Consider the following 3,574-nt stretch of genomic DNA (forward strand, 5'->3'; position numbering starts at 1 on the left):
TGCTGAAATAGGTCGGCCAGTATTCCTCGCCCACGGCCTCGAACATCTCGATCGAGGCAACGCTGTCGAACTGGCCCTGGACGTCGCGATAGTCGATCAGCCGGATGTCGGCCTTCTCGGCCAGGCCTTGGTCGAACAGGCGCTGGCGGGCGAAGTCGTGCTGGGCCTGGGAGATGGTGACCCCGGTCACCTTGGCGCCGACCTCCTTGGCCGCGAACTCGGCGAAGCCGCCCCAGCCGCAGCCGATCTCCAGCACGTGCTGGCCGGGCTTGAGGTCGATCGACCGCGCCAGGGCCGCGTACTTGGCCCGCTGGGCCTGGTCCAGCGGCTGGGCCGGGGCTTCGTACAGGGCCGACGAATAGGTCATGCTGGGATCGAGCCAGCGGGAATAGAAGGCGTTGCCCAAGTCGTAGTGGGCGTGGATGTTCCGCTTGGAGCCCGCGCGATCGTTGCGGTGGAACAGGTGGTAGACGCTGTTGACCGCCTGCATCAGCGGATTGCCGCGGACCAGGGCGGTCAGCCGGTCGAAGTTGCGCGAGAAGGCCTCCAACACCGCCGACAGGTCGGGCGTGTCCCACTCGCCGGCCATGTAGCCCTCGGCGAAGCCGATGTCGCCCGAGGCCAGGGCCCGGCGGATGAAGCGGTAGTCGTGGATGCGGATCACCGCCTCGGGGCCGGGCGTCTTGCCGACGATGCGCAGCGGCTTGCCCGACGGCAGGACGAAGGTCAGGTTTCCCACCGCCCAGTTCTCCACGGCGACGCGGAGGGCGGTGCGGAAGGCGGCCGGAGCGCGCCGCAGTTCCGGGTCGCGGGCCGTGGCCAGCCACGTCGCAGGCAGGAGATCGGTCATCGACGGTCCCATCCCAAACTTGAGACCGAAATTAAGAACTCTCGAAACCGACCTGTAAATGGGGTTACTACCTGGCCGCGTAGGGGAGCTAGTTTCCCTTGAGGCTCCGATAGGCCTCAAGCGCGCGCTCGCGCGCCGCCGCATGCCCCACGATCGGTTCCCCGTACAGGCGTCTGGCCTCGCCGAGCTGTTGCGGTGACGCTTTCCACGGCTCGTGGATCAGGGCGTCGGGCAGGCTTCTCAACTCAGGAACCCAGCGCCGCACATAGACGCCGGCCGGGTCGAACTTCTGGCCCTGGGCGATCGGGTTGAAGATCCGGAAATAGGGCGCGGCGTCGGCGCCGCTGCCGGCCACCCACTGCCAATTGCCGGTGTTGTTGGCCAGGTCCGCGTCGACCAGCGTATCCCAGAACCAGGCTTCGCCCTGGCGCCAGTCGATCAGCAGGTGCTTGATCAGAAACGAGGCGACGATCATCCGCACGCGGTTGTGCATGAAGCCGGTGGCCCACASCTCGCGCATCCCGGCGTCGACGATCGGGTAGCCGGTCTCGCCCCGGCTCCAGGCCTCGAAGGCGGCGTCGTCGCGCACCCAGGGAAAGCCGTCGAACTCGGGACGGAAGCTGGCTTTCGGCAGGTCGGGCCAGTGGAACAGGATCGAATGGTTGAACTCCCGCCAGCCGATCTCGGACAGGAACTTCTCGACCTGGCCGGCGGGGGCGTCGCCGGCCTCGGCGGCGGTGCGGGCCGCGACCCAGACCTGGCGCGGGCCGATCTCGCCGAAATGCAGGTGCGGCGACAGGCGCGAGGTGGCCTCGACGCCGGGCAGGTCGCGCTGGCGGTCATAGTCCCCGACGGAACCGGACAGGAAGTCGTCCAGCCGCTCGGCCGCCCCGGCCTCGCCGGGCGTCCAGAGGTCGAAGCCCTTGGACCAATCCGGCTTGGCCGGATGCAGGCCCCAGCTCTCCAGCGCCTCGCTGCGCGGCCAGTGTTCGGGCGCGGCCAGGACCTTGGGCGCGGGCTCGACATGGACGTGATGCAGCTGGTCTCGCGCCGCGCGCCAATAGGGAGTGAAGACCTTGTAGGGCTGGCCCGAGCCGTTCTTCACGGTCCAGGGCTCGTTCAGCAGTCCGGCGTTGAAGCTTTCGCAGGCCACACCCTCGTCCTTCAGCCAGGCCTTGATCGCGCCGTCGCGGTCGATCGACGCGGCGTCGTACAGCCGGTTCCAGACCACGGCGGCGGGCTTGGCGTGGGCAAGGAGGTCGGCCAGCACCTCGCGCGCCGGTCCACGCCGCAGGATYAGCCGCGAGCCGATCGCCTGCAGGGAGGCGGCGAGGGCGGTCAGCGACTTGCCCAGCCACCAGAGCGACGCCCCGCCCATCGGCCGCACGCCGGGCGTTTCGTCGAGGATGTATAGCGGGATCACTGGCCGGCCGGTGGCGGCAGCCGCGGCCAGGGCGGGATTGTCGGCCAGGCGCAGGTCGTTGCGCAGCCAGACGATGACAGGGCCGTCCCGATCGATCCGCACGTGCACCCGCCTCTCCGAAGCCGCCTGAAACGACGGCCTTGCGGGGAAGTTCCTAGCCGAGTTCGGCAAAACGCGAACCCTTGCACACAGGGGAGAGGGTTTCATCGATAGGCCGGTGTGGCATAAGCCTTTCCATGTCCAGACGCGTCATCCTCGTCACCGGCGGCGCCGGGTTCATCGGTTCCAACATCGTGGCCAAGCTGTGCGAGGACGACAGCCTCGACGTGGTGGTCTGCGACTGGCTGGGCGAGGCCGCCGAGAACAAGTGGAAGAACCTCTCAAAGGCGCCGATCGCCGACTTCGTGCCGCCCGAGGACCTGTTCGAGTGGTTGGCCGAGCGCGGCGACGAGGTCGAGCTGGTCATCCACATGGGCGCGATCTCGTCGACCACCGAGCCCGACGCCGACCTGATCGTGCAGTCCAACTTCGTGCTCTCGCGCGACCTGTGGCGGTGGTGCGCCCATCACAAGCGCCGCCTGATCTACGCCTCCTCGGCGGCCACCTACGGCGACGGCCTGCAAGGCTTCGACGGCAAGGACGACCTGGAGAGCCTCAAGGCCCTGAGGCCGCTGAACGCCTATGGCTGGTCCAAGGCGTTGTTCGACATCTACGCCGTCCGCGAGGCGGCCCGAGGCCACGCGCCGACCCAGTGGGTGGGGTTGAAGTTCTTCAACGTCTACGGCCCCAACGAGGACCACAAGGGCGGCATGAAGTCGGTGGTCTGCCAGATCTGGCCCAAGGTGGCGGCCGGCGAGGGCGTGCGCCTGTTCAAGTCCCACCACCCCGACTACGAGGACGGCGGCCAGCTGCGCGACTTCGTCTATGTGCGCGACGTGGCCGACGTGGTCGCCTGGCTGGCCAAGAGCCCGTACGTCAACGGCGTCTACAACCTGGGCTCGGGCAAGGCCCGCTCGTTCAWGGCCCTGGCCGAGGCGACCTTCCGCGCCGTCGGCCGCGAGCCCGACATCGACTATTTCGACATGCCCGACGTGCTGCGCGGCAAGTACCAGTACTTCACGCAAGCCGACATGAGCCGCCTGCGCGCCGCCGGCTACAACGCGCCGATGACCTCGCTGGAGGACGGCGTCGAGGACTATTTGGCCGGGTTCCTGAACACGGACGATCCGTACCGCTGAGGCGCTCTGCGTCCTTCGAGGCTCGCCTGCGGCTCGCACCTCAGGATGAGGACCGTTGGATTG

General features: G+C 68.2%; 3 protein-coding genes. 1 reads left to right on the plus strand and 2 read right to left on the minus strand.

What is annotated here, in order from left to right; translation table 11 throughout:
- Positions 1-850, minus strand: an 850-nt coding sequence (locus tag AC1DZ6_RS21380; protein WP_477099145.1) for an SAM-dependent methyltransferase, incomplete at its 3' end; no start/stop codon positions are given.
- 88 nt (positions 851-938) lie between these two features.
- On the minus strand, positions 939-2,375 hold the full coding sequence (locus tag AC1DZ6_RS21385; protein WP_477099146.1) for a cryptochrome/photolyase family protein: 1,437 nt from the start codon (positions 2,373-2,375) through the stop codon (positions 939-941).
- Positions 2,376-2,509: 134 nt separating this feature from the next.
- Between AC1DZ6_RS21385 and rfaD the strand changes: the two genes are divergently transcribed.
- Entirely contained in the window at positions 2,510-3,511 is a 1,002-nt protein-coding gene (gene rfaD, locus AC1DZ6_RS21390; protein WP_477099147.1) for an ADP-glyceromanno-heptose 6-epimerase, read from the plus strand.
- Positions 3,512-3,574 lie beyond the last annotated feature (63 nt).

Source organism: Caulobacter sp. P1_B12_2, from assembly GCF_056406675.1.